The organism is Amphritea atlantica (assembly GCF_018860855.1).
GTDB classification, from domain to species: domain Bacteria; phylum Pseudomonadota; class Gammaproteobacteria; order Pseudomonadales; family Balneatricaceae; genus Amphritea; species Amphritea atlantica_A.
Window position 1 is genome coordinate 37,678 of sequence record NZ_JAHKQE010000038.1, and the last position, 23,510, is coordinate 61,187.

Sequence of the window (23,510 nt, forward strand, 5' to 3'; positions counted from 1 at the left end):
ATGAATATAAACAACCTAACCACCACCGACCTCAATCTTCTGCCTGTTTTTCAAGTGCTCCTTGAAGAACGCAGTGTCACTCGAGCGGCAGGCCGATTAAATCTGACCCAACCCGCTATCAGTCGCAACCTAGCGCGGCTGCGAACACTCTTTAACGATCCGTTATTTACCCGTACTCCAAAAGGCTTAATCCCAACACCCCGCGCAGAGATGCTCGCATTGCAATTACGCCAATCGTTACAAGACCTCAGTCATCTAATCAGCCCCGCCGTTTTCACCCCTGAGAGCGCGACCAAAAATTTCAGATTAGCCACCACCGATTACGGCGCACAGGTGCTTTTACCACCGGTCATAAAACGGCTGCGCACTGAGGCACCGGGGGTCAATTTAGAAATTGTGCCCTGGCAAGAGAGTCTGTTACAGGAACTGGATCAACACGATATTGATCTGGCCACCTGCACCGTTGAAGATGCACCGGCCGCGATTCATGGCCGTGGTGTGGGAAATGATCGGTTTGTCTGTGTCGTGCGAGACAGTCATCCAGCCGCTGAACAACCTCTGGATTTAGAACGTTACGCTAACTACCCCCATGCCTTAATCACCATGGGCGGAGCACGCAAAGGCGCTATCGATTATCTATTGGAGGAACGAGGACTAAAACGGCGTATCGCCCTGCGGGTGCCACACTTTGTCGCGGCGCTAGCCATCATTTCACAAAGCGACATGATCCTCACCGTGCCCTACGGCTTAGCGATCAGCTTCGCCAAGCAATATCAGTTAAAAATACTACCCTTTCCGATGCCGCAAAAAGGTTTTACCTATTCGATTATCTGGCATGAGCGCTACATCAAAGATCCAGCGCATATGTGGTTAAGAAATTTGGTTTTTGAAGAGCTAACCCACACTTTAGAAACCCTCAATGTTGGGTTTAGAATCTAATGCATGAAATGTAGGATTTAGAGCTTACTAAACAAGCAAGCGAGGAGCCAAACGTTTATTGCACAGCGTAAAATCATTTACTCCCCGCTAGAAGCGGGGAGTAAATCAACTGATTAGAGCGCTGCTAACACACCAAAAGCGGCCATGCCGATACCCGCTAGACGGGTCAGCATTCCCATACGGTAGTGATCAGCCAGCTGCCCTAAACGAGTGCCCACAAATAGCAATGCAGAGGTGCTGATCAGGAAGCCGGCAATATAAGCGAATGGGCTGGCAGCCAACGGCAGCTCCGCACCATGTGCCAACCCATGAAACAGCGCGAAGCCTGCCGCAACGGCGATGCCGGTCGTTAACGAAAGGCGCACGGCAAGGCTTAACAAGATACCACCCGCGATGACAGAGACGAGGATTCCCTGCTCGACTAAAGGTACCGCAACGCCGGCCAGCGCCAGCAAGGTTCCACCCACCATCGCTAACAGAAACGCGCCGGCAATCGCCATACCGGCGCGGTTATGGGTCAGGCGAGTGCGACCTGCCGCCAGCAAACCAACCGCTAACATGACCAACAGATGATCAGCGCCAGTCAGAGGGTGCAGCATGCCCTGTACAAAACCAGACACTTCATGGCCGGTATGCGCCATCGCAGACAAAGGTACTAGACCAGCAGCCAAGGTTAACAGACGTAACTGATTGCGTTTATTCATGATGTGATCCTTAAACTTTTGAGTAACAATTAAACTTTTTAGTAATAATTAAACATTCTAATAACAATCAAACTGGCTGATATCAACCAAGTTTTCTACTACAGTTAAGCTTTCTAATGCAATCAAACAACCGCCTTAACCGGTGGTAAGGGTTTCGAATCGAGCATCCCTTCGGAGACGATAAACTCTATGATTTGTTGCAGCCCTTCGGCTTTTTTAAGATTGGAGAACACAAAGGGACGCTCACCGCGCATCCGTTTCGCATCCACATCCATCACCTCAAGTGACGCACCCACCAGCGGTGCTAGATCCGTTTTATTGATAATCAGCAGATCTGAACGGGTAATACCTGGGCCACCTTTACGGGGAATCTTATCACCGGCAGACACATCGATAACATAGATCGTCAGATCCGACAGTTCTGGGCTAAAGGTTGCGCTGAGATTATCCCCACCGCTCTCAACAAACACCACATCGAGTTCGCCATGGCGTGCGATCAGCTGGTCAATCGCGGCAAGATTCATCGAGGCATCTTCACGAATCGCTGTATGTGGACAACCACCGGTTTCGACACCGATAATCCGATCCGCATCGAGCGCTTCATGTTCGGTCAAAAACTTAGCATCTTCTTGAGTATAAATATCGTTGGTCACCACGGCGATATCATAATGCTCACGCATCGCCGAACAGAGTGAACGTAACAATGCGGTTTTACCCGAACCGACCGGGCCGCCAACGCCCACCCGCAAAGTTTGTTTTGGTGTCGCTATCTGTGTGCTCACTGTCACTCTCCTGAATTTCACCACTCGCCCTGCGTTTCGATCAGGAACGAAATAATCTTGAATACTGTGTTTCATGGCCCGCACTGGCAATTGCCAATGCCTGTAGCCCATTACCTATATCATCATCGACGATCAGCGCCGCCTGACTCACCGCTTGGGGTAGCAGTGGCTGTAACTCAACTAATAACTGCTGCGCCTGCGTCTGACCGAGTGGCACTAGCTTCGTGGCCGCCGCCACCTGGTTTTCCAACCATGACCAAAGAAACCCTAAGGCGGTGGTTGGATAATCTATCTGCCAATTTTGCGCCGCCACACCAAACAGCACCACAAAGCTGACATCTTCTGCGGTGGGAAGTGGCTGAGGTTGGCCGAGACTAACGAGTAAGCGGTTCATCGCCTCACCCATCGCGCTATCGGTCAACCGCAGTTCACGGGTTTCTCGACATGCCAAGGCTAGATCATTACACCATTGCAACCGTTGATAATCCTGCTGCTCAGTCGCCAACATCGCCCGTTGTAACAGCGGCAGATCGGTTTGCGCTACCGAATAAAGTAACTGCTGCTCTAACCATTCAGACACCTGCGCGGCTTTACGAATCCAGCCACGTTCAATGGCGAATTCCAGCCCTTGTGAAAAAGCATAACCCCCCACCGGCAGACTGACACTGCTTAGCTGCATCAGCCGTAACAGCGATGTATCAGTGGTGGTGATGGCCGCCATGACTATAGGCCCCCGACTCGGGTACAAACACCGCTTGTTGATGGGTCAATTTAAGTCCCAACAATACCAGCATCTCTTCCAATACATGATCGGGCTGCATCTTTAACCAGCGATCGCCCACCTGCAATTTCACATGGCGATTACCTAAGTGATAACAGGCCCGAGCGAAGGTCTGCCAATCGTCACACTCCGCATAGGTGACCGCCTCCACCGCGCCCTCCACTTGGATATATTTACCACAGCTGGTTTTTAAATATTCGCCCACCTGTAACGGCTTGCCCCGTTCCAAAAACAACCGAATTTCTTCGCCATTCTCACCGGTCAACTTCAGCCGACCACGATCACGTTGCTCTTGACTCAATATCACGGTGGTATACACCACACCATGACAGTGATCGCCTAAACGCTCATATACTTCAAGCATCCGATCTCCTTACTGCTAATTCGCTTAAAAACGGTATTCATCATTAAAACAGGTTATATAGCTGGGCCAACGGCAACTCGTCGGCAGGTTCACAGGTGAGTAACTCACCGTCCGCGCGAACCTCATAGGTTTGCGGATCAACGGTAATGGTCGGCATCCAACTATTGTGAATCATATCTTTCTTACCGATATTGCGGGTGTTACAACAGGCCACCAGCCGACGACTCAAGCCCAACTGCGTACCAATATCCCGTTCCAATGCAGCACCCGATACAAAGGTGACTGAGATTTTCGCCGGTGCCTGTCCATAGGAACCAAACATCGGCCGGTAATGTACCGGCTGAGGGGTTGGAATCGATGCATTAGGGTCGCCCATCGGTGCTGCAGCAATCATACCCCCTTTAATAATCAACGAGGGCTTCACACCAAAGAAAGCCGGTTTCCATAGCACCAGATCCGCGAGTTTACCCGGTTCAATAGAGCCGACTTCATGGGAAATACCGTGGGCAATCGCCGGATTAATGGTGTATTTAGCAATATAGCGACGCGCGCGAAAGTTATCACAGCCCCGCTCTTCATCTTCGGGTAACAAACCAAACTGGGTTTTCATCTTATGGGCTGTTTGCCAAGTACGGGTCACGACCTCACCCACGCGTCCCATCGCCTGCGAGTCCGAGGAGATCATGCTAAACGCACCGCGATCATGGAATAGATCTTCAGCGGCGATGGTTTCTTTACGAATACGGGAATCGGCAAAGGCCACATCTTCGGGGATATTACTGTCTAAATGGTGACACACCATCAGCATGTCGAGATGTTCATCGACGGTATTTCGGGTAAAGGGCCGGGTTGGGTTAGTCGATGACGGCAGCACATTAGGGTAGGCGCAGGCACGGATAATATCCGGTGCATGACCACCGCCCGCCCCTTCGGTGTGATAGGTGTGGATAACTCGGTTTTTAAAGGCCGCCAAGGTATCATCTACAAAGCCTGACTCGTTCAGGGTATCGGTATGAATCGCCACCTGAACATCATATTTATCGGCCACCGATAGGCAGTTGTCGATCGAGGCCGGCGTGGTGCCCCAGTCTTCATGGAGCTTCAAACCACAGGCACCCGCTTCCAACTGATCTTCCAGTGGTTTTGGTAAACTACCATTACCCTTACCAAGAAAACCAAAGTTCATTGGCATCGAATCAGTTGCCTGTAACATCTTGCCGATATTCCAAGGCCCCGGCGTACAGGTCGTCGCATTTGTGCCGGTCGCTGGGCCAGTACCGCCACCGAGCATAGTGGTAACACCGGACATCAATGCCTCATCGATCTGTTGTGGACAGATAAAATGAATATGGGCATCGATACCGCCGGCGGTGAGAATACTACCTTCTCCAGCGATCACTTCGGTGCCTGGGCCAATCACAATATCGACGTTGTCCTGAGTATCCGGATTACCCGCTTTACCGACTTTAAAAATACGGCCTTCACGAATACCGACATCGCCTTTAACGATGCCCCAGTGATCCAGCACCAGCGCGTTAGTGATAACTAGATCGACGCAGATATCATTACAAAACTGGCTCTGCCCCTGCCCGTCTCGAATCACCTTACCGCCGCCAAACTTAACCTCATCACCATAGGTCGTGAAATCTTTCTCGACCTCTATCCACAGTTCGGTATCCCCAAGTCGCACTCGGTCACCGGTGGTAGGGCCAAACATCTGTGCATAAGCCGCCCGATCAATCTTAGTCATACCTCTGTCTCCTCGGCATCCAGCTTACCCATCACTTCACCACGAAAGCCATAGATCGTGCGGCTACCCGCATATTCGACGAGCTCGACATTGCGTCCCTGCCCCGGTTCAAAGCGTACCGCGGTGCCGGAGGCAATATTGAGACGAAAGCCTCGAGCCTTAGAACGGTCAAACTCCAATGCGGGGTTGACCTCAAAAAAATGATAGTGAGAGCCGATCTGCACCGGACGGTCACCGCGGTTTTCGACCCGCAGAGACACTGTTTTACGCCCCTCATTAAGCTGAATATCGCCTTTAACAGACTGAATTTCACCGGGAATCATCATATTCTCCTATCAGCAGATCGGGTTGTGTACGGTCACCAACTTGGTACCGTCGGGAAAGGTCGCTTCCACCTGAACTTCATGGATCAACTCCACCACGCCGGGCATCACCTGGTCAGCGGTCAGTAGCGTTTTGCCATACCCCATCAACTCGGCAACGGTTTTACCATCCCGCGCGCCTTCTATGATTTCCATGGTCAGATAAGCCATCGCTTCGGGGTAGTTTAATTTCAACCCCCGGTTCAGACGCCGTTCGGCCAGCAATGCCGCGGTAAAGACCAGCAGTTTATCTTTCTCTCTTGGAAGCAGTTCCATAATCTATCCTTTTTAACCTATCTCATTGATGGCGCAACTAACGTCTCTTGCATTCAGGTTGCCCAGATACGGGGTTCACACGCCTCACGCCCGAGCAGTAACGGCCTGATTACCTGCCAGCAATGAATAAACAGTTGCATCGCCTGATCGGTTTGCTGTCCCAAATAACGAACCGTTATAAACTCACCGGTCAAACTGACGGACGCCAATGCACCGCAATCGCTCACAATCTGACGTAACTTATCCACCAACGCACTTATTTGGGTATTTTCCGCCTGTATACCTGCCATTTCAAAAGGCCCAGCAACCACCAAACCATTCACAGGGTGCCCGCGCAGCCCTGCTGGGCCCTCTAATAGGGCACGATTATGATCGTCGATCTGAAGTCGCTCACGCAACAGAATTCGTTCACCTCGATTAATCTGCAACGTTTGCGCCAAGTTACCGGTGCTAAACGGCTGATCACGGTTGGGCATACCTAAACTGGTGACCTCCCAGCCAATATAGTGGGCGTTGTCAGCCAGATTGACATGGGTATCTAGTCGCGTGCAGGCATCGGGATAAAGAATCGTTTCCATCGGCAGCCACTCGATCGAGCCGCCGGCACTCACATTGAGGGTATTGGTTTGATGTTGCAGGCTGCGGTCAGGCCTAGCCCGATAAACCCGCCCCGCCCCCGGCGTGGTTAACAGTGCGTGACTGTCCGCGGTACACTCAACCGTGACCTGTAAACGATCGCCGGAGACCATACCGCCCGGTGGATGGAGTAGATAAACTTGCGCCAGATCTGGCCCTTCGGGATAAAACGCTTTTTGTACATAGAGCGGCCCCTGATGTTCGGCCCGCTGTAGCACCGTGCCTCGGACTGTGCGTGCAAACTGCAGAAATAGTTCGGCGTTCCAAGCAGAGGCGGAGCCTGGTGCTTCAATCTCGGTTATCGGTTGTGCCAAGGTCATCATCTACACCGCCAAATATTGACGGATTAACGCCTCGCTGAGGTTGTCCATCCGATCACTGGCGACCACCCGTCCCCGCTCCATGAGTCGAAACTCTTCACCTACGCGGCGGGCAAAGCCCAATTTTTGCTCAATAAGTATCACGGTCAAGCCCTCTTCTTTATTGAGCTTTAGAATAACATCGCCGATCTGTTTAACAATATTTGGTTGTATCCCTTCATTGGGTTCATCCAAAATAAGAACTTTGGGATCAATCACGAGTGCCCGACCAATAGCCAACTGTTGTTGCTGACCACCGGAAAGATCACCGCCGCGACGCTGCAGCATCTCTTGCAACACCGGAAACAACTCAAAGATCTTATCCGGAATCTCTTTCGCACCATCTTTGCGCACTGGCAAACCGACCTTTAGGTTTTCCTCCACGGTCAGCAGCGGAAAGATATCCCGCCCTTGCGGTACATAACCGATCCCCGCCGGTGCTCGGTATTCCGCTTTTTTGCTTTGCAATGGTTCGCCCTGCAACAAAATTTCACCGCTACTGACCGGCAACAACCCCATCAAACACTTCAACAGGGTGGTTTTACCCACGCCGTTACGACCCATAATGCAGGTGCACGAGCCCGCTTTAATCTCTAGGTTAAGATCCCAGAGTATCTGCGTGCCACCGTAAAACTGATTAACGTTCTTAATGCTGATCATGGTGCTTCTCCCAGATACACTTCAATAACATCGGGATTATTCTGAATCTCATCCATACTACCCTCCGCCAGTACCGAGCCTTGATGTAACACCGTCACGGTGCGGGCGATACTGCGCACAAACTCCATATCATGTTCTACTACCACAACGGTGCGCTCGCCGGCCAAGGAGGTTAACAGCTCGGCGGTGCGCTCACCTTCCTGCACTGTCATGCCCGCCACCGGCTCATCCACCAGCAATAAGCGCGGATTAGCCATCAGCAGCATACCGATCTCCAACCACTGTTTCTGACCGTGAGATAGTGAGCCGGCCAACATCATCCGTTCACCTTTCAAGCCAATCGTTTCGAGTACCTGATCCATCTGGTCATACTCTTCACCGGTCAGGGTGGCCAGCAGAGTCGGGATCACCGATTTATTACTTTTCAGGGATAACTCAAGATTGTCCATCACCGTATGGGCTTCAAACACCGTCGGTTTCTGAAACTTACGGCCAATACCCAGCTGTGCGATCTCCGCCTCATCTTTTTCCAGTAAGTTAAGTGATTGACCAAAATACACCGTGCCACTATCGCACTGGGTTTTGCCGGTAATCACATCCATCAGGGTGGTTTTACCGGCACCGTTAGCGCCGATTAAACAGCGCAGTTCGCCATCATTGATATACAGGTTCAGGTCATTCAGGGCTTTAAAGCCATCAAAGCTCAGATTTAAGCCTTCGACATAGAGCAAGACCTGATGGGAGATATCCACCGTGGCGGTATCGTCCTGTAAAAATGGCCAAACCTGATCTCGGCGCATCACTTCACGGGTGGTATCGAGTAAGCTCATGCGCGGCCCTCCTCTGGGTTATGACTTGCCGACGTTTCATTCGGCGGATTAACCGGTGTCGGCGCGACAGCTTGCTCACCTTTAAACTGCGACCACAGTCCCATCAACCCTTTGGGTAGATAGAGCGTCACCAGTACAAACATCGCCCCCAGTGCAAACAACCAACCATCGGGCATGATGGCGGTAAATTTCGTCTTGGCGTAGTTCACCAAAATCGCACCGATGACCGCGCCAACCAAGGTGCCACGCCCACCCACCGCGACCCAAATCACGATCTCGATCGAGTTAATCGGGGAGAACTCACCGGGGTTGATAATACCCACCTGAGGAACATAGAGCGCTCCGGCGATACCGGCAATCATGGCGGAATAGACAAACAACCAGACTTTATAGTTTTCCGTACGATAGCCAATAAAGCGAGCTCGGCTTTCACCATCACGGATTGCCACAACTACCTTGCCGAAGCGGGTCTGCATGATTTTTTTACTCAACACCAGCAAGCCAGACAACATTAACGCGGTGATAATAAACAGCGTCACTCGGGTGTTATCCGATTGCAAATCAAAGCCAAGAATATCTTTAAAGTCGGTTAAGCCATTGTTGCCACCAAAACCCATCTCATTACGGAAGAAAGACAGCAACAGCGCATAGGTTAGCGCTTGAGTCATGATCGACAGATACACCCCAGTGACCCGAGAGCGAAACGCCAACCAGCCAAACACATAGGCTAATAATCCAGGCACCAGTAATACCATCAGCATCGCCAGCCAAAATTGATCCATCCCCTGCCAGAACCACGGCAGCTCATTCCAACTCAGAAACACCATAAAGTCGGGCAGTTCCGGGTTGCCATAGACACCCCGATCACCGATCTGACGCATCAGATACATCCCCATGGCATAGCCGCCTAAAGCGAAGAAAGCGCCGTGGCCCAAGCTGAGAATGCCGCAGAAGCCCCAAATTACATCCACCGCCAGCGCTAACATGGCATAGCAGAGATATTTACCTAACAGGGTGATGGTGTAGGTGGAAACATAAAAGATAGAATCCTGCGGCAGCAACAGGTTACAGGCCGATGCCAGCACAGTGACCACCAGCAGCAACACCACAAAGGGCGCCACCTTACTTTCGCCGTTAAGCCGGGCAAAGCCCTTGGCGTTGCCGAATACATTTTGCAACAAGGTGCTCATTCTGCAGCCCTCCCTTTTTGTGGAAACAGCCCTTTAGGCCGTTTCTGAATAAACAGAATGATAAACACCAACACCAGAATACTGGCCAGCACAGCACCGGTAACCGGTTCCAAAAACTTGTTTGCGATCCCAAGGGTAAAGGCTGCCACCAGCGTGCCCCATAAATTACCTACCCCACCAAAGACCACCACCATAAAGGAATCTATGATGTACGCCTGTCCTAGGTTTGGCCCCACATTGGTGAGCTGGCTTAACGCCACACCAGCGATACCCGCAATACCCGAGCCCAGCCCGAAGGTCATCGCATCCACACGATCGGTGCGAATTCCCATCGCTTTTGCCATATTTCGGTTTTGCGACACCGCCCGCACATTCAGCCCTAGCGAGGTTTTCTTTAACACCAGCAGCAACAACATAAACACCAGTAGCGCAAAGGCAATGATATATAAACGGTTGAGGGTAAGGCTGAGCAATGGATTAATCTCGATAGAACCACTCATCCACTCGGGCGTTGCCACCTGACGATTCAGCGGCGAGAACACGGTGCGCACTAACTGTTGCAAGATCAGGCTAATACCAAAGGTAGCCAACAGCGTTTCTAAAGGACGTCCATGTAGATGACGAATCACTAAGCGTTCCAGCAGCACACCGGCAAGTCCGGACACCAAGAAAGCCAGCGGTACCGAGATCCATAGGGAATACTCAATCATCTCCGGCAACAACAGCTGCACCACATAGGTGGTATAGGCGCCCAGCATAATCATCTCGCCGTGGGCCATATTGATCACGCCCATCACGCCAAAGGTGATCGCCAAGCCGATCGCCGCCAGCAGCAACACAGAACCGAGACTCAGACCAAAAAACAGTTGATTGATAAAGCCATACATTTCAGCTTGTTGAGCAATTTTATCCAAGCCTTTTTGCGCCGCTTTACGGACACTACGGGCCGGATCATTCGCCACCAACAGTGTTAACTGATTGCGCACCTCAGGCTCTAGGCTACCTTGCAGCGCATTCACGCCTTCTAAACGTTCGGTGGCGTCTTCGGCATGTTTAACGCGATACAGTGCCAGCGCCACATCCATCACCGCCTGCACCGAACGGCTCTGCTCATCTAGCCTAGCAGTGCGAATTAACTCAATGGTCGGCTTATCAAGATCAGAGAACAGTGAACGCACCGCCTCGACACGCACTTCTGGGTCGGTGTGATGCAGTTGCATCCGCGCAATAGATTCACGCAGATACCCCCGCAGTTTGTTATTCACCTTGATCTTCTTAACCTGCTTTTTACTCAGGTCATGCCGCGGTTCCGCCGAGAACAGATCGCTATAGCGCGTCTCGCCCGCCTCTTTAGAAACCACGATCAGGCTGCGGTCCTCTTTCACATAGTACAGTTTACCGGCCAACATCGTCTTGAACAGAACCATCATATCGGCGCCGGTTGATGTTTCCAGTTGCTGCAAAACCGGTAACGCTTTGCTCAGTTTTACCTCTGTCAGTTGCATCAGTAGAGGCTGCTGAGCCGTGGATGGCGGCTCGGCCAGCGTACTGGTACTCACCAGTAAGCTGAACAAAAAGCCACCGATGGCCATTAAATATCTCACAGGCGTTCTCCGTTCACATTAAAGCGGATAAGCACTCACAGTGCTTGAGTCCGTTCTGACTTTTGCTCATTAAAAGCGCTTATAAAAAAGGCTGTTAACCCACATCAAAGGCAGCGCCATTCATCTAGGTCAGCTTTTTTTATAAGCTCTGTTGATTCACGCTTGAAAAAGAGCAGGCTTCTATCACGAAGCCTGCGGATGAAGACGTTTAGCGCTAAAAATTAATAGGTCTGACCTGAACAGGTCTTAGTAACAACATTGTAGTTACCGCAAGAGATCGGTGCGGTCCAATCAGCCATAAGATCTTTAGAGCCCGGCAGAAAGTCAGACCAAGCATCACCGGCCACTAAGCCTTCGGTTTCCCAAACCACTTCAAACTGACCATCTTCCTGAATCTCACCAATCAATACTGGCTTGCTCAGATGGTGGTTTTTGTTCATATAAGCCATACCACCGGTGAGGTTTTCCGTTTCCTGACCGATCATCGCTTGCTCAACTGAATCAACATCAGTCGTGCCAGCTTTCTCGACCGCTTGAGTCCACATTTTGAAACCGATATAAGTGGCTTCCATAGGATCGTTAGTCACGCGTTTAGGATTACCCGTGAACGCTTTCCACTTAGCGATAAAGTCAGTATTGGCATCGCTTTCAACACTTTGGAAATAGTTCCATGCCGCTAGATGACCGACCAAAGGCTTGGTGTCTAGGCCGGATAGTTCCTCTTCACCCACCGAGAATGCAACCACGGGAATGTCTTCTGCCGAGATACCCTGGTTACCCAGCTCTTTGTAAAAGGGAATGTTTGCGTCACCGTTGATGGTTGAAACAACCGCTGTTTTCTTACCTTCGCTACCGAATTTTTTAATATCCGAAACGATCGACTGCCAATCAGAATGACCAAACGGTGTGTAGTTGATCATGATATCTTCTTCAGCCACACCATTGGCTTTCAGATAGGCTTCTAAGATTTTGTTGGTGGTACGCGGATAAACATAATCGGTACCTGCTAACACCCAACGCTCAACCCCAAGGTCATCTTTTAGATAGTTAACCGCAGGAATCGCTTGTTGGTTTGGCGCCGCACCGGTATAAAATACATTTTTAGAGGATTCTTCACCTTCATACTGCACCGGGTAGAACATCAAACCGTTTAGTTCTTCTAATACCGGTAAAACCGATTTACGGGAAACCGATGTCCAGCTACCAAAAATGACGTCTACTTTTTCTTGGGTTAAAAGCTCACGGCCCTTCTCAGCAAACAGAGGCCAGTTAGAGGCAGGGTCAACCACCACCGCTTCCAACTTTTTACCCAGCAGACCGCCTTTTTTATTCTGCTCTTCAACCATCATCAGAACTGTATCTTTCAGTGTCGTTTCACTGATCGCCATGGTGCCGGACAGTGAGTGCAACACACCCACTTTGATCGTATCTGCCGCGATAGCGCTGACACTGAATACCGTTGCACCCATCGATAAAGCAATACCCGTAACCAGATGTTTGATCTTCATATCCACTTCCCTTATTAAGAGTTGTCATTCTTATTGCCGAGCTAAACTCAAGCCCCGAGCATCTTTGAAGCCACGGAACCATTATTGAGAATTACGGCAGAATTAGGTATGGGGTGATTGACGCACCCCTATATGTCAAATGACACACCCCTATACGTCAAATGACGTATAGGGGTTGGATTCGTCATTCAAGGCACGTGACTGGACGCTTCGCTTGCTAGAAAAGGCACGTGACTGGACGCTTCGCTTGCTAGAAAAAGTAAAGCCGATTTTTTGGGGGAGAATCCAGATAACACAGGTAAGTGCTTTTTATAGAATTATTGAATGAAACCGTCATCCGCGGGGAGATACAGCCTCCGAAAATATTTAAGAGGCTGTGTGAGTCGTCATAGAAGCATTGCACCCTATGCTGAATTAGTTACAAGATCCTATTTACAGGGTCAGGATCTCATAACCCCACTCTAGTCTCCAAAAAGTTCGGAGAACAGATCGATAATCTCATTGATCTGATATGCATCACCGCCGACATCAGGTGGAGACATATTATCGCCTTCGCCATTCTCATCGCCATCTTTAGATTCAAACTCTGAATCAAAATTATCATCGACAGTGCTAGCATCGCCGCTATTGTCATCTTTACTTTCAAACTCTGAATCAAAATTATCATCGACAGTGCTAGCATCGCTGCTATTGTCGTCTTTACTTTCAAACTCTGAATCAAAATTATCATCGACAGTGCTAGCATCGTTACTATTGTCGTCTTTACTCTCAAACTCTGAATCAAAATTATCATCGACAGTGCTAGCATCGTTACTATTGTCGTCTTTACTCTCAAACTCTGAATCAAAATCGTCATTAGCGCTGTCACAACTGCCCGTATCCTCACAGGCCTCACTCTCTGGAAACGCTTCACGAATAAACTTGATGACCAGTTTTTCTCCAGTATCTCTAGTGAGCGTAAATTGAGTACCTTTCCCTTCCGTTAAGGCTTTGATAACAGCATCAGGGATAACCGTGAGTTTAAACTGACTAAAGTGAGATTCACCGTAATCAAGAGGTGTGTTGGGGTTAACCCAAAAAGTTGACTCGGCCGACTTATTCGTTGGTGCTACTGGGCTATGAGGCATTCCGCCGTTTACGCCGGGAGGAAGATCAACCATCTTAAAGTAACACTCAATAGGTACACTTAATTCTAAATGGTGCCCGCGTGGAATTGACTTAAAAGGAGGTATTTTTTGCGGTTTATCCCTATAGATCAAACTCAACCACGGCTCTTCGTACAACGAACAACCATTCGTTGTATAGGGTCCGGTAGTGATTGATTTAAGCTCTGAGTTAACGACATCATCCAGAAACATGGCTTCACCCCATATAATCTCCGAATATGGAGCGCCAGGATAGGCGGTCTTAAATGGAACGGTTATAGGGTAGCCTTCAGTATCGATAGGAAATTGATCGTCACCGAACTGACCGGCAAAAAGCACCCACTTGTCATTTTCGACAGGATCAATGGTAACGTGCTTCCACTGCACATGGGCAGCACTGAGAAATAAGTGGTTGGGGCTGCTATATCTAACATCAACGGTGTAAATTGGATCGAGTTCAATCTCTATATCGCCAACATCCATCGCGGTACTAGCGGCTTCACAATTTAAAACAGATTTAAGTTTTAGATCCCGGTGAAATATTTCGTAACCACCTTTAGGTACATCCTTGAACTCAAAATGACCATCACTGTCCGTTTTGACTTTTTCAACTTGCCCCATGCATTCATCAGCATCTTCACAAGCAGGTTTAAGCATCAGTTCAGTATTTTCAACAGGAAAGAGCTCTCCAGAAAGATTGCGGGCAACAAGCCGACCTTCTACTGTCGCCTCAACGAGTTCAGGAAGTTGAAATATAGCCTTGTTACTGCCTTCACCTTTATAGGTATCAACAACATGGTCATCATTAAGAATATAGGAGCAGCCACAAAAGGCATTGGATAGCTTAACAAGGTAATCACCCGTGATAATATCGGTTATTTCATCGACACCTTTATTTTCGATAATTGGAAGGACGATGTTAATATCGGTTTGACCAACACCTGGCCCTAGTCTATCTAAAGTTAGCTCTCCCGATGTCACTCGATTATCACTAGAAGTCACTTTGATCTCGTGAAGAGTCTCAAGCTTTGTACGAATATACGAGTAAATTGTGAAATGGACTGTTCCATTAATATTAAGATAATATTTACCTCGTTGAACATTTTTATTAATAGGAATTCGATCACCAATTAATTCACTATTAATTGGGTCATAGGGTTCATCCTTGGTTGTACCTATATATGCTCTAAAGCCTTTTACATTCGGTGATATCTTCGATCGAATAGATGTTTTCAAACTGTATTTAAAGGGGATTTTAAAAAGTTCGGTTCCAGCCTGCTCAACTTCGCTTCTAAAGTTGCTATAAGGAAAATCTTGATTCAACACCTTGGTACACAGATGAGCAGTGTGATAGGGCGGATTAGGGTTTCGTACTTTCTCGCATTTATCAATTGAGTATTTCCCTTGAAAGACAAACCCAACTTCTCCGCCCGTTAAATATTTAGCCATATTATCGTTCAGATAGCTTAACGCGACAGCATCCCCAGCCTTACTGACCGCGGCTCCGATTTCGACAAGCGCTATCTCCTTGAGTTCTTTTACTTCGGGTGCTTCGGGTGCTTCGGGTGCTTCGGCAAAGGAAGGTAGTGGTAAAAAAATAATTAATAAAACTAAAATCTTTTTAAACATAAACTTCTCCATATCGGGGAAAAGAGGCTGTAAAAATTGAGACTTCAAATTCTTCAATGTGAGTTAAATATGTAGCGAAGGGAACCCGAACAACGGTTTACAGCTTCCTACTTCAAATCCTTTTATGTTTTAGTTACCACATAGCAGAAATTTTATTAGTAGGAGCCTTATCTTTTAATGCTTGTGCTTTAATTTTCACATTAAAATTTGAAAGTCTTGATTTTAGTTTGAACAAACACGGCAGGATGTCGTCGACCTGAAGAGCACCTTTGAAGTGAATATTAATAAGATTCATTCTCATTATTAATCCGTAGTTTTGTAATATCTATCCCTTAATACCCATATTCACATAGAACTCCTTTCTATGGAATACTGTTTATAAAAACAGCAAAAGAATATGCGGCATTACTGACTAGTGATAACCGTCAGCGGCGCCCCCTAGGATGTGCCCTTTGGGTATTAGTTAATGTTATATCACCATACACTCTTCATTTTTTAAAAGCTTGTGACGCGGCACTAAGCCTGATCAGTCTATGAGAACAGTCTGTTACTCATCTAATAATAGCCGTTGAGTTGTTTTTCCTGCTCGGTGTTGGACAATAGAGTGATTCAGATACCCAGCTTTGGCATGCTCAACATCTCTTTCGAGCGACTACTTGTTACTCATGACTGGCAATCAACCGCAACGCCACGCCCGCCGCGGCGGTGCGGTTTTCAACACCGAGTTTAGGGAATATCTGCTCTAGATGTTTGTTAATCGTGCGCGGCCTGATCTCAAGGATCTCGGCGATCTCGCGATTGGTTTTACCGTTTGCTAACCAGAAGAGAACCTCTGCTTCCCGCTCGGTCAGTTCAAGCTCTTGCTTTAACAGTTCGGCGCCCGTGGGCTTTCGCCCATCGATTAGCTGCATCAGCACTTCACCGCTACTTTGATAACCAATCAACTTGAGCGTTAAGGGGTAGTCTAAGTCACGCAACTTCATGCGTTCTTGCTCTACGGGGTTATGATCCAGCCAACGGTTAATCTGAGGCAGCAAACACGCTGCCTGAACCGCTTCCGTCACTTCAGCCCGATGCAGCAGTGAATAGGCTCTGGGGGTTGCCCAGCGAATCTGACCATTACCGACGGTGAGCAAATGTTGGCCGGTACTATCCAAGGCGCTGTGGACACTGCTGGTCTGGCGAGCATTACCTAAATGCACCCGAATACGAGCCAACAATTCATTGGGACTGATCGGTTTGGTGAGATAATCCACCCCGCCACTATCCAGTCCTCGAACAATATCATCGGTGTCGGTCAGGCCGGTCATAAACACCACCGGAATGGTGGCCAGATTGGGATCGGCTTTCAGCGCCCGACAGGTTTCAAAACCATCCATCACCGGCATCACCGCATCCATCAAGATAATATCTGGGCGAATTCGTTTACAGATGGTGAGCGCTTGCCGACCTTCGAGGGCGACCAAAATATCTAACCCAGCCCCCTCTAGTGCATCATTAATCAGGCTCAACGCATTGGGTGAATCATCCACCACTAACACCACATCGTTACGCATGGATGCTTTTTCTCCGTTTATGTCATCAGGTTTATCCGCGGCGCTAGCGCCCGCCTTGTCACTCATCTTCATTGATTCTGAGTCTCCAAACAGCTGACAAGTTTATCAAACAGGAAGTTATCACTCAGTTGTCGCAGATGATTCAGCGCCCCTAGCGATAGAATATCCAATCCTTCGATCTCATTAAGACACTGTATCACCCCTTTACGATAACCAAGCTCGGCGCAGTTTTTTAATTCCAGTATCAAGGGATGGTCCGGCTGCATGATCATAATACTATGATCTATCGCAGTGACCGTCGATTCAGTGACTGCTGTGTCGGCCTTAGGTTGTGGTTCAGATTCACCCCGGTAGATCCATTTCAGTTCTAGATGACGGCCCAAGGTTTCTAGTAAGCGACGATTTGCCACCGGCTTAACCAGATAGTCATCATAACTATCGTGCCCCTCAGCGCCAGCGGATAGCTCTCGCGCATCCGCCGATAACATCACAATACGCCCCCCAACATTGCGTTGGCGAAGCAGTGCAGCCAGCTCTAAACCCGACATTCCCGGCATGGAGATATCCAGCAGAAAGAGGTCCGGCTCACTGTGCTGCAACAGCTCTAAACAGGCCTCGGCATCCTGCGCTTCGAGAATGGCAAACCCTAACGGCACCAGAATATCCGCCAGCAAACCGCGCAATACCGGATCATCATCCACCAAGCACAGCGTGCGCTGATAACCTTCAAAACCGATAATCCGCTGTTCCTGTAATATCGGCGTTAGTGCTTCGCTGCTAACCCAAGGCAGCATCATCGAGACACGAAAACAACTACCCTGCCCTGGGTGACTGTCCACCTGCAGATCGCCGCCCATAATCTCGGTAAGCAGTTTAACGATAGTGAGCCCCAATCCAGTACCCGGCAGGTGTGCGGTATCGCGGTTACGGATGCGTTCAAAGGGTGAGAAGATACGCTGCATCTGATATTCATCGATTCCCGGTCCAGTATCTCGAATCGAAAACTCGGCCACCTGATTACGATAACGAATATCAAAATCCACCTGCCCGTTAGGCGTGTATTTCACCGCATTGGAGAGCAAGTTAATCAGAATTTGCCGTAAGCGTTTTTCATCCGTGACGATTCGTTGCGGCAGCGGATCGGCAATATGACAGTTAAACAGGATACCTTTTTGTAACGCCTGCAAGCGGAACATCTCGGCTAACTGCTCAATCAGCTCCGGCAGATTAACCTGATTGCGATAGAGGTCTAACCGCCCCGCCTCGATCTTCGATATATCCAACAAACCCTCGATCAGATCAGTTAGATAGCGACCGCTGCGATGAATAATATCCAGCCCCCGCTGCTGATCTTCCTGTAGATCCGAACGTTCTCGCAGCAGTTGGGCATAGCCCAGAATCGACTGTAACGGTGTGCGCAGTTCGTGGCTGATACCGGATAAATAACGGCTCTTAGCGGCATTCGCCCGCTCGGCCAGTTCTTTTGCCTCCTGTAACTCCAGATCGGTTTGTTCGTGCGCTTCGATCTCACGGGTGAGTTTCATCGTTTGCCGGTTGGATTCTTGCTGCGCCACCAAACGGCTCTCATGGGTGAGCAAAAATAACCAGGTCACCACCCCTGAGGCGATAAAGAGGGTAAAAAACAGTGTCCAGATGGTCTGCAAGACTAACGCAGTTTCTTCAGGGGTTGCCGGTGCTAACTGACGATAGATAACCGCCAACAAAGCCCCCAATACCAAATTCACCACCAACAAAAGGGCGATAAACTTACCCAAACGGGAACTGACTAGCTTAACCCCGCGGCGCGGTAAGAACAGGTGCAACATCTCCATCACCTGACGGGACATCCGCGCCTTCGGCTTACAGCTATCGAGACAGCGCACATCTAACGAGCAACAGAGGGAGCAGATCGGCAGATCATAAGCAGGACAGTAACTCATATCCTCCCGCTCAAAATCATTTTCACAGATACCGCAGTTCACCACCGAAACATTACGCGCCTGACCCGACACCGGCACCAAGCGAATATACTGATTCACCTCTTCATTGGTGCGGGCGATATAGTAGCGCCCACCCGTTAGCCAAGCGATCAGCGGCACACAGACAAAGCAACTGGCCAAACTGACAAAATGGCAGAGATTACGCGCCACCTCACCGAACAGTCCGAGATAACTGAGCATTCCCAAGCCAGTAGAGATCACCATCGATCCCATCCCCACCGGATTGATGTCGTATAGATGACCCCGTTTAAATTCGATCTCCGGTGGGCTTAACCCTAGTGGTTTATTGATCAACAGATCCGCCGACAGGGAGGCCAACCAACTGATAGCGATAATGGCAAAGATCCCCAAAATCGCTTCCAATGCCTGATAGATACCCAACTCCATCAGAATCAACGCAATGGTGACATTGAACACCAGCCAAACAACCCGACCAGGGTGACTGTGGGTTAGACGGGAGAAGAAGTTCGACCAGGCGATCGAGCCCGCATAGGCATTGGTGACATTGATCTTCATCTGACACACCACCACCATCAATGCCGCCAAGAGCAAGGCGATCTCTGGCGAGCCGGTCAGCCGCTGAAACACCCGCTGATACATATAGGTAGGGTCAGAGGCTTCCTGTAGGCTCATCCCTTGGGTAATCGCCAGATAGGCCAAAAACGAGCCCAATAGCATCTTAATCAGACCGGTAAACACCCAGCCCGGGCCCGCCAGAATCAACCAAAACCACCATTGGCGCTTATTCTCTTCGGTTTTTTCTGGCATAAAGCGCAGATAATCCACCTGCTCACCGATCTGGGCAAACAGTGCAAAAAACACCGACACCGCCGCGCCAAACATAATGATGTCGAACTCGCCGCTGGCCGTTGCCGCCATACCCGGACTAAACTCGCTCCAGCCTTCGAGGCTATCAAACTCATACCACAGCACAGCAATCACCGCTGACAACTGTAGCCCTACCCAAAGATTATGGGTGCGCACCTGAAACCGACTGATCGCCGTGATGCCGTGGGTTACTATCGGAATCACCGCGACGGCACAAAAGAGATAACCCAAGGCTAATGGAATGCCAAATAACGCTTTCAGCGCCGAGGCTAAAATAGCCGCCTCAATGGCAAAGAAAATAAAGGTAAAGGATGCGTAGATCAGCGAGGTTAAGGTGGAGCCCAGATAGCCAAAGCCTGCCCCTCGGGTGAGCAGATCAATGTCCAAACCATGTTTAGCCGAGTAATAGACAATCGGAAAGCCGGTGATAAACAACACCACACAGACGGCCACCATCGCCATGACGGTGTTGGTAAAGCCATAACTTAAAGTAACCGCCGCCGCCAGACTTTCTAACGCCAAAAATGAAGCCGCTCCGAGTGCGGTTTTACCCACTCGGGAGATGCTCATGTGCCGTCCTTTACGCGCGGTAAAGCGCAACGCATAATCTTCCAGCGTCTGATCGGCCACCCACTTATTGTAGTGACGTCTTACTTTAAGGATTTTCTGAAACCCTGACATAGCTCACCAATGCGCACAATCTCAGTGCAATAAAAGACATGAAGTGCACGCATTGCACTACTTAAAGGCGAGATAACGCTAATTCGTACGATAACCCCTAAGGCTTATTATTTGCACACTTTGTGCCAGCGGCTAAAACAAACCTTTCAGCTGAATATTAACCTTGATCACAGCGGCGATTCACAGCAGATAAAACTCACCCATTAAGCCTGAATTCCAAGCCAATAATAAGCAGGAATTAATTTCATTCAAAGAACAAAAAACCTTTGTTTATAGACAGTTATCGTTGTTTTAATGGACTTAGAAAAACCACTCGTTTCACACTCTGACAATAGCGCTTTAATCCTTTTTTGCGGTGCCGAAGCCTCATATTGCTAGCCTCCACAAGGAAGCATTTAAGCAACTTTAAAGACGGCTGGCATATTAATTGCTTTTCCTGAGAGGAAATATTATTTCCTAGTAGTTTTTTTATACACCGATAAAAGGGAACGCAACATGGCAAATTCGTGGCGACATTCTGCACTTGCTGAGAAGCATCGAGCTCTTGGTTCAAAATTGGAAGATTGGAACGGTATGGGAACTCCTTGGAGCTACGATAGCGATTTATCGCTAGCTCATGAAGCGATCCGTACTAAAGCGGGCTTGATGGATGTATCCGGCTTAAAAAAAGTACACTTCGTTGGCCCCCATGCAGAAAACTTACTTGAGTATGTCTGCACCCGAGATATCACTAAGCTGTACCCTGGCAAATCTGTCTATGCCACTATTCTGAACGAATCCGGTAAATTTGTGGATGACTGCGTTATCTACCGTACCGGACCCAATGCGTTCATGGTGGTGTTTGGCGCAGGTAATGGTTATGAAATGCTGGTTCGTGCGTCTCAAGGCCGTCAGGTATCCGTGTTGTTTGATGACGACCTGCATGATCTATCATTACAGGGCCCTATCGCGGTCGATTTTCTGGCTGAACATGTACCGGGGATTCGTGAACTCCCTTACTTCCACCATATGCAGACCCGCCTATTTGGTCTGCCGGTAATGATCTCCCGCACCGGTTATACCGGCGAAAGGGGTTATGAAATTTTCTGTAAAGCCGCCGATGCCCCTGCCATCTGGGACACCATTTTGGAACTCGGTGCACCACAAGGCATCATTCCTTGCGCCTTTACTGCATTAGATATGTTACGTGTTGAGAGCTATCTGCTGTTCTTCCCTTATGACAATTCAGAAATGTATCCTTTTGCCGATGAAGCAGCAGGCGATACCCTTTGGGAGCTGGGCTTAGACTTTACCGTTTCAAAAGATAAAACCGACTTCCGCGGTGCCAACGAGCACTTTAGATTAAAAGGCCAAGAACGCTTCAAGATATTTGGCGCACTATTGGAAGGCGATCAAGCCGCTCAAGAAGGCGACACCTTATGGGCTGACGGCAAGCAAGTGGGTGTGATTACCTGTGCAATGTATTCACGCTTGACTAAAAAATCGATGGCGCTAGTCCGTTTTGATACCGACTATGCCGTGCAAGGTACACCACTGGAAGTTAAAGGCAGCTTGAGTGTTTCTGCGATTGCTCACTCATTACCCTTTGACGATCCCGATAAGAAAAAACGTACCGCCAAAGGCTAATCGTTATACTTCACGGCACAAAGGGTGCGGTTCATTCTTCACCGCACCCTTGTAAGGTGCTGGTGAGCCTGCGAACCGCACCGATGATATTTATGCAGTCTCAGCTTTTATCCCGTAAAAACGGAGTCGATAGAGACCACCTCCCCACAATCATCCGGTGAATACCCTGGCAGTTGCTGCACCGCCGCTTGGAAGGCTTCGCTGCGGATACTGGCTAACAAACGCACCATTGCCTCCTGTTTAAGGGTTTTATGGTGGCACACAAACAAATAATACTCAGAAGATAACGGTATAAAATCAAGACCAAACTGGCTCGCCGCCGCCTTCACCCCCATGCCTACATCCGCCATTCCCGCACCGACGAAAGCTGCCACCGCTGAATGAGTGAACTCCTCATCAGCAAAACCATTGATCCGCTTGCTATTAATGCCCTCGCGGACGAGTAACTCATCAAGCAATGCCCGGGTGCCAGAGTCTTTCTGCCGATTGATAAACTTAACGTCGTTACGTACCAAATCCTGTAGTCCAGCAATCTCTTTAGGGTTACCGGGTTTGATCATCAGTCCCTGTTGTCGGGTAATAAATTTAACAATTTTATGTACCCTCGGTTTTAAGTGCCGACTGTAAGTTTCATACAACGCATCACTCATACCGCCGGCTCGACCATTGGCCGGCACATGAAACCCTGCCACATCACACACACCCCGATTGAGCGACGCTAAGGTGTCCTCTGCACTTTTATATTGAAGATCCAACTGAATATCGCTACTAAAACTGGGTAGCAAGGCCACCGCATAACCATAGCTGGCATGTAATCTTAGTAACGGATTCACCCCTTCCAGCGCCCGATGGATTTCTAAATTAAGCTCTGAAGCCAAACTGTCTAATTGTGGTTCAAGTCGAGCCAACACACGCTGCTCGGCCCACAACAGTTTTTCCCCTAACGCCGACAGTGTCGCCCCTTTGCCCTTTTGCATATCCACCAGCGGTAGGCCAAAAAATGCTGCCCAAGTATTCAACAGATTCCAGCCATGGCGATAGGAGATGCCTATTTTTTTAGTGGCTTCGGTGAGCTTGCCAGTCTCATGTATCGCACCCAATAATGAAAATAACTGGGGATTCAATTGGTTACCACCGGAATCACGGAATGACCAACTAGGAACAACCTGAATTCGCTTCATATGCACAATATTTCATATTTCGTAGATGACCAACTAATGCTACTTTAAACGTTACTATAAAGCACATAGATTAAGCTTTTCAGACACCAGAACAGCAACATATGAATTCTATTTCATAT

19 protein-coding genes are annotated in these 23,510 nt (G+C 49.0%); 2 read left to right on the forward strand and 17 right to left on the reverse strand.

Translation table 11 applies throughout. The features are described from left to right. The gene (locus KO512_RS16115) at window positions 1-939 is read left to right on the forward strand and encodes a LysR family transcriptional regulator (protein ID WP_215953373.1); all 939 of its coding nucleotides are present in this window, start codon (window positions 1-3) and stop codon (window positions 937-939) included. A gap of 113 nt (window positions 940-1,052) precedes the next feature. Here the strand turns inward: KO512_RS16115 and KO512_RS16120 are convergent, their stop codons facing one another. The 16 genes from KO512_RS16120 to KO512_RS16195 all read right to left on the reverse strand — a co-directional run bounded on the left by KO512_RS16120 (window position 1,053) and on the right by KO512_RS16195 (window position 20,584). Next, a complete protein-coding gene (locus KO512_RS16120; protein WP_215953374.1) occupies window positions 1,053-1,643 on the reverse strand; it encodes a HupE/UreJ family protein in 591 nt (196 codons plus the stop codon). Window positions 1,644-1,765: 122 nt separating this feature from the next. Then, window positions 1,766-2,413 carry an urease accessory protein UreG gene (gene ureG / locus KO512_RS16125; RefSeq protein ID WP_215953402.1) on the reverse strand — a complete coding sequence of 216 codons (648 nt, stop codon included), beginning with the start codon at window positions 2,411-2,413 and terminating at the stop codon, window positions 1,766-1,768. A 52-nt stretch (window positions 2,414-2,465) separates the two neighbouring features. Further along, entirely contained in the window at window positions 2,466-3,146 is a 681-nt protein-coding gene (locus tag KO512_RS16130; protein WP_215953375.1) for an urease accessory protein UreF, read from the reverse strand. Beyond that, window positions 3,124-3,570, reverse strand: coding sequence for an urease accessory protein UreE (ureE, locus tag KO512_RS16135; protein ID WP_215953376.1), 447 nt, complete (start codon window positions 3,568-3,570; stop codon window positions 3,124-3,126). The genes KO512_RS16130 and ureE overlap by 23 nt, the downstream gene beginning before the upstream one ends. A 43-nt stretch (window positions 3,571-3,613) precedes the next feature. Then, window positions 3,614-5,320 (reverse strand): urease subunit alpha, encoded by a 1,707-nt coding sequence (gene ureC, locus KO512_RS16140; RefSeq protein ID WP_215953377.1) that lies wholly within the window; start codon window positions 5,318-5,320, stop codon window positions 3,614-3,616. After that, a complete protein-coding gene (locus tag KO512_RS16145; RefSeq protein WP_215953403.1) occupies window positions 5,317-5,643 on the reverse strand; it encodes an urease subunit beta in 327 nt (108 codons plus the stop codon). Before KO512_RS16145 ends, ureC begins: the two co-directional genes overlap by 4 nt. Window positions 5,644-5,655: 12 nt before the next feature. Next, complete coding sequence (locus KO512_RS16150; protein ID WP_215953378.1) at window positions 5,656-5,958, reverse strand: urease subunit gamma; 303 nt, start codon at window positions 5,956-5,958, stop codon at window positions 5,656-5,658. Between the two features lie 53 nt (window positions 5,959-6,011). Next, on the reverse strand, window positions 6,012-6,917 hold the full coding sequence (locus KO512_RS16155; protein WP_252735074.1) for an urease accessory protein UreD: 906 nt from the start codon (window positions 6,915-6,917) through the stop codon (window positions 6,012-6,014). Further along, on the reverse strand, window positions 6,918-7,613 hold the full coding sequence (gene urtE, locus KO512_RS16160) for an urea ABC transporter ATP-binding subunit UrtE (protein WP_215953379.1): 696 nt from the start codon (window positions 7,611-7,613) through the stop codon (window positions 6,918-6,920). After that, the gene (gene urtD, locus KO512_RS16165) at window positions 7,610-8,443 is read right to left on the reverse strand and encodes an urea ABC transporter ATP-binding protein UrtD (protein WP_215953380.1); all 834 of its coding nucleotides are present in this window, start codon (window positions 8,441-8,443) and stop codon (window positions 7,610-7,612) included. Before urtD ends, urtE begins: the two co-directional genes overlap by 4 nt. Continuing rightward, window positions 8,440-9,633, reverse strand: a complete 1,194-nt coding sequence (urtC, locus tag KO512_RS16170; protein WP_252735075.1) for an urea ABC transporter permease subunit UrtC — start codon at window positions 9,631-9,633, stop codon at window positions 8,440-8,442. Before urtC ends, urtD begins: the two co-directional genes overlap by 4 nt. Further along, window positions 9,630-11,225 carry an urea ABC transporter permease subunit UrtB gene (gene urtB, locus KO512_RS16175; RefSeq protein ID WP_215953406.1) on the reverse strand — a complete coding sequence of 532 codons (1,596 nt, stop codon included), beginning with the start codon at window positions 11,223-11,225 and terminating at the stop codon, window positions 9,630-9,632. The genes urtC and urtB overlap by 4 nt, the downstream gene beginning before the upstream one ends. A 233-nt stretch (window positions 11,226-11,458) precedes the next feature. After that, window positions 11,459-12,745 carry an urea ABC transporter substrate-binding protein gene (gene urtA, locus KO512_RS16180; RefSeq protein ID WP_215953381.1) on the reverse strand — a complete coding sequence of 429 codons (1,287 nt, stop codon included), beginning with the start codon at window positions 12,743-12,745 and terminating at the stop codon, window positions 11,459-11,461. A gap of 461 nt (window positions 12,746-13,206) precedes the next feature. Beyond that, the gene (locus tag KO512_RS16185) at window positions 13,207-15,519 is read right to left on the reverse strand and encodes an MSCRAMM family adhesin SdrC (RefSeq protein WP_215953382.1); all 2,313 of its coding nucleotides are present in this window, start codon (window positions 15,517-15,519) and stop codon (window positions 13,207-13,209) included. Window positions 15,520-16,178: 659 nt separating this feature from the next. After that, on the reverse strand, window positions 16,179-17,075 hold the full coding sequence (locus KO512_RS16190) for a response regulator transcription factor (protein ID WP_215953407.1): 897 nt from the start codon (window positions 17,073-17,075) through the stop codon (window positions 16,179-16,181). Window positions 17,076-17,143: 68 nt separating this feature from the next. Then, on the reverse strand, window positions 17,144-20,584 hold the full coding sequence (locus KO512_RS16195) for an ATP-binding protein (protein WP_215953383.1): 3,441 nt from the start codon (window positions 20,582-20,584) through the stop codon (window positions 17,144-17,146). A gap of 495 nt (window positions 20,585-21,079) precedes the next feature. Between KO512_RS16195 and KO512_RS16200 the strand changes: the two genes are divergently transcribed. Continuing rightward, window positions 21,080-22,210, forward strand: a complete 1,131-nt coding sequence (locus tag KO512_RS16200; protein WP_215953384.1) for an aminomethyltransferase family protein — start codon at window positions 21,080-21,082, stop codon at window positions 22,208-22,210. Window positions 22,211-22,317: 107 nt separating this feature from the next. On the opposite strand, the gene KO512_RS16205 is transcribed toward KO512_RS16200, so the two are convergent. After that, the gene (locus KO512_RS16205; RefSeq protein ID WP_215953385.1) at window positions 22,318-23,391 is read right to left on the reverse strand and encodes a helix-turn-helix transcriptional regulator; all 1,074 of its coding nucleotides are present in this window, start codon (window positions 23,389-23,391) and stop codon (window positions 22,318-22,320) included. Window positions 23,392-23,510: the final 119 nt, after the last annotated feature.

Bases quoted from the DNA above. Each gene is read 5' to 3' on its own strand.
- KO512_RS16115 (WP_215953373.1), top strand. From the start codon at position 1: ATGAATATAAACAACCTAACCACCACCGACCTCAATCTTCTGCCTGTT.
- KO512_RS16120 (WP_215953374.1), bottom strand. From the start codon at position 1,643: ATGAATAAACGCAATCAGTTACGTCTGTTAACCTTGGCTGCTGGTCTA.
- KO512_RS16130 (WP_215953375.1), bottom strand. From the start codon at position 3,146: ATGGCGGCCATCACCACCACTGATACATCGCTGTTACGGCTGATGCAG.
- ureE (WP_215953376.1), bottom strand. From the start codon at position 3,570: ATGCTTGAAGTATATGAGCGTTTAGGCGATCACTGTCATGGTGTGGTG.
- ureC (WP_215953377.1), bottom strand. From the start codon at position 5,320: ATGACTAAGATTGATCGGGCGGCTTATGCACAGATGTTTGGCCCTACC.
- KO512_RS16145 (WP_215953403.1), bottom strand. From the start codon at position 5,643: ATGATTCCCGGTGAAATTCAGTCTGTTAAAGGCGATATTCAGCTTAAT.
- KO512_RS16150 (WP_215953378.1), bottom strand. From the start codon at position 5,958: ATGGAACTGCTTCCAAGAGAGAAAGATAAACTGCTGGTCTTTACCGCG.
- KO512_RS16155 (WP_252735074.1), bottom strand. From the start codon at position 6,917: ATGATGACCTTGGCACAACCGATAACCGAGATTGAAGCACCAGGCTCC.
- urtE (WP_215953379.1), bottom strand. From the start codon at position 7,613: ATGATCAGCATTAAGAACGTTAATCAGTTTTACGGTGGCACGCAGATA.
- urtD (WP_215953380.1), bottom strand. From the start codon at position 8,443: ATGAGCTTACTCGATACCACCCGTGAAGTGATGCGCCGAGATCAGGTT.
- urtC (WP_252735075.1), bottom strand. From the start codon at position 9,633: ATGAGCACCTTGTTGCAAAATGTATTCGGCAACGCCAAGGGCTTTGCC.
- urtB (WP_215953406.1), bottom strand. From the start codon at position 11,225: ATGGCCATCGGTGGCTTTTTGTTCAGCTTACTGGTGAGTACCAGTACG.
- urtA (WP_215953381.1), bottom strand. From the start codon at position 12,745: ATGAAGATCAAACATCTGGTTACGGGTATTGCTTTATCGATGGGTGCA.
- KO512_RS16185 (WP_215953382.1), bottom strand. From the start codon at position 15,519: ATGTTTAAAAAGATTTTAGTTTTATTAATTATTTTTTTACCACTACCT.
- KO512_RS16190 (WP_215953407.1), bottom strand. From the start codon at position 17,075: ATGCGTAACGATGTGGTGTTAGTGGTGGATGATTCACCCAATGCGTTG.
- KO512_RS16195 (WP_215953383.1), bottom strand. From the start codon at position 20,584: ATGTCAGGGTTTCAGAAAATCCTTAAAGTAAGACGTCACTACAATAAG.
- KO512_RS16200 (WP_215953384.1), top strand. From the start codon at position 21,080: ATGGCAAATTCGTGGCGACATTCTGCACTTGCTGAGAAGCATCGAGCT.
- KO512_RS16205 (WP_215953385.1), bottom strand. From the start codon at position 23,391: ATGAAGCGAATTCAGGTTGTTCCTAGTTGGTCATTCCGTGATTCCGGT.